3 protein-coding genes are annotated in these 2,682 nt (G+C 59.4%); 2 read left to right on the top strand and 1 reads right to left on the bottom strand.

What is annotated here, in order from left to right:
- Nucleotides 1-121: 121 nt before the first annotated feature.
- Entirely contained in the window at nucleotides 122-541 is a 420-nt protein-coding gene (locus tag ACRC1E_RS02615; protein ID WP_438513550.1) for a MaoC family dehydratase, read from the bottom strand.
- 234 nt (nucleotides 542-775) lie between these two features.
- Between ACRC1E_RS02615 and ACRC1E_RS02610 the strand changes: the two genes are divergently transcribed.
- Together ACRC1E_RS02610 and ACRC1E_RS02605 are read left to right on the top strand one after the other, a co-directional pair.
- Nucleotides 776-1,525, top strand: a complete 750-nt coding sequence (locus tag ACRC1E_RS02610) for an electron transfer flavoprotein subunit beta/FixA family protein (RefSeq protein WP_438513549.1) — start codon at nucleotides 776-778, stop codon at nucleotides 1,523-1,525.
- A gap of 3 nt (nucleotides 1,526-1,528) precedes the next feature.
- Entirely contained in the window at nucleotides 1,529-2,464 is a 936-nt protein-coding gene (locus ACRC1E_RS02605; protein ID WP_438513548.1) for an electron transfer flavoprotein subunit alpha/FixB family protein, read from the top strand.
- The last annotated feature ends 218 nt before the right edge of the window (nucleotides 2,465-2,682 follow it).

Raw genomic sequence — 2,682 nt, 5'->3', positions numbered from 1 at the left:
GAGTCCCGAGTTCCGTGTCCCGTGTCCCGCGTCCCGAGTCCCGAGTCCCGAGTCCCGAGTCCCGAGTCCCGAGTCCCGAGTCCCGAGTCCCGAGTCCCGAGTCCCGAGTCCCGAGTCCGTCTTATTCCGGACGCGACGGTGCGATCACCAGTGATTCGCCGTCCAGTATCACATTGCCGGCAACAAAGCACTGGGTGGTGAATTTAACCCGTTTTTTGGCCGGGTCCAGCTCGGCCACTGTTGCGCGTGCGGTCACAGTCTGGCCGATTTTGACCGGCGCCTTGAAGCGGGTGGACTGTGACAGATAGATGGTGCCGGGGCCGGGCAGGCGGGTGCCCAATACGCAAGAGATCAGGCCGGCGCTCAGCATGCCGTGCGCGATGCGGCCTCCGAACATGGTCTGTTCGGCGTATTCCTGATTGATGTGAACCGGGTTATCGTCGCCGGAGACCGCAACAAACATTAGGATGTCCGCCTCGGTAATGGTTTTTGCGTACTCGGCAAAATCGCCGATTTTAAGATCTTCGAAGTAGACGGTCATTGTAGTAGTCCCGTATTATGATGATGAAATGTTGCAGTGCATTGTACACGCAAGTTGCACTATGCCAATTGCGTGGCGAGCGATGTAGTGCGGTGGGCCTGAATATTTTTGCGGGCAGGGCTTGCGCTTTCTTCAAACGATTGTTTGAATGCTGTTGGCGCGGCCACGGCTTCACCGCTTAAGCTGCATGCGTCCATGATCTATCAACCCGTTCTAGCCATCCGCTGGAGGCATATGAAAGTTCTAGTCGCTGTTAAACGCGTTGTGGATTACAACGTGAAGGTTAGGGTCAAGGCTGACGGTAGCGGTGTCGATATCGCCAACGTCAAGATGTCGATGAACCCGTTCGATGAAATCGCCATTGAAGAAGCCGTGCGCCTGAAAGAGGCGGGCAAGGCCAGCGAGATCGTCGTGGTCTCTATGGGGGTTAAGCAGTGTGAAGAAACACTGCGTACCGCACTGGCCATGGGCGCCGACCGCGCCATTCTGGTTGAAACCGAGACCGAGCTGCAGCCTTTGGCCGTGGCCAAGCTGCTAAAAGAGATCGCGCTCAAGGAAATGCCGCAGCTGGTGATCCTGGGCAAGCAGGCGATTGACGATGATGCCAACCAGACCGGCCAGATGTTTGCCGCACTGATGGGCTGGGCGCAGGGTACTTTCGCTTCCAAAGTGGACCTCGCGACCGAAACCGTCAATGTGACCCGCGAGATCGATGGGGGTCTGGAAACCGTCAAGCTGGCGCTGCCGGCCGTGGTGACCACCGACCTGCGCCTGAACGAGCCGCGCTACGTCAAGCTGCCGAACATCATGGCGGCCAAGAAGAAGCCGCTGGAAAAAATCACCCCGGCCGATCTGGCTGTCGATGTCAGCCCGCGCCTGACCACCCTCAAGGTGGCCGAGCCTGCCAAGCGTTCCGCCGGTATCAAGGTTGCCTCTGCTGCCGAACTGGTGGCCAAACTCAAGAACGAAGCAAAGGTGCTGTAAGCCATGGCCATTCTCGTTATCGCTGAACACGACAACCAGAGCCTGAAAGCAGGCACTCTGAACACGATTACTGCTGCCAGCAAGCTAGGCGGCGACATCCATGTGCTGCTTGCCGGTAGCGCTTGTGCCGCTGCCGCCGACGCGGCCAAGCAGGTTGCCGGCGTGGCCAAGGTACTGCTCGCCGATGCGGCCCCGTACGCACATGGTCTGGCCGAGAATCTGGCACCGCTGGTGGTGGATCTGGCCAAGGGCTACAGCCATGTGCTGGCGCCGGCATCTTCTTTTGGCAAGAACCTGCTGCCGCGCGTGGCCGCCTTGCTGGATGTAGCGCAGATTTCCGAAATCTCGGGCATCGAATCGGCCGACACCTTCGTGCGTCCTATCTACGCCGGCAACGTGCTGGCGACGGTGCAGTCGTCCGATGCGATCAAGGTCATCACCGTGCGTACCACCGCATTCGAAGCCGCCGCCAGCGGTGGTGCAGCGGCGGTGGAAAGCATCGCCGCAGCAGCGGATGCGCAACTGTCCAGCTTCGTCGGCGCCGAACTGACCAAGTCGGACCGTCCGGAACTGGGCGCCGCCAAGGTCATTGTGTCCGGTGGCCGTGCTCTGGGCTCGGATGAACAGTTCCGCGCCGTGATCGAGCCCTTGGCCGACAAGCTGGGTGCTGCAGTAGGCGCTTCGCGTGCCGCCGTCGATGCAGGCTACGCGCCTAACGACTATCAGGTTGGCCAGACCGGCAAGGTTGTCGCGCCGCAGCTTTACTTCGCCGTCGGTATTTCCGGTGCCATCCAGCATCTGGCCGGCATGAAGGATTCCAAGGTGATCGTCGCGATCAACAAGGATGAAGAAGCGCCTATCTTCCAGGTCGCCGACTACGGCATCGTCGGTGACTTGTTCACCGTGGTGCCGGAACTGATCGCCGAGTTGTCCAAGTAAGATCTTGCCGTCACGAGGCAGGCCTTGATGCCTGCCCGCCATAACAGAACCGGCCGACGGTTCGCCTGGGGGATGTGCACGCACCATGGTGTGGGCATTCAGGTGAATGCACGGCCGGTTTTTTGCATAAAAATATTGCACACACATCAAAGGAGAGATCGATGATTTACAACGCACCGGTCAAGGAAATACGTTTTGCCCTGAATGAACTGGCCGAG

Origin of the sequence: Craterilacuibacter sp., from assembly GCF_051659485.1 — a bacterium.
Classification (GTDB): Bacteria; Pseudomonadota; Gammaproteobacteria; order Burkholderiales; family Chromobacteriaceae; genus Craterilacuibacter.
This window is presented reverse-complemented; position numbering and strand designations above follow the sequence as displayed.

Excerpts from the sequence above, each read along its gene's own strand:
- ACRC1E_RS02605 (WP_438513548.1), top strand. The coding sequence starts at position 1,529 with ATGGCCATTCTCGTTATCGCTGAACACGACAACCAGAGCCTGAAAGCA.
- ACRC1E_RS02610 (WP_438513549.1), top strand. The coding sequence starts at position 776 with ATGAAAGTTCTAGTCGCTGTTAAACGCGTTGTGGATTACAACGTGAAG.
- ACRC1E_RS02615 (WP_438513550.1), bottom strand. The coding sequence starts at position 541 with ATGACCGTCTACTTCGAAGATCTTAAAATCGGCGATTTTGCCGAGTAC.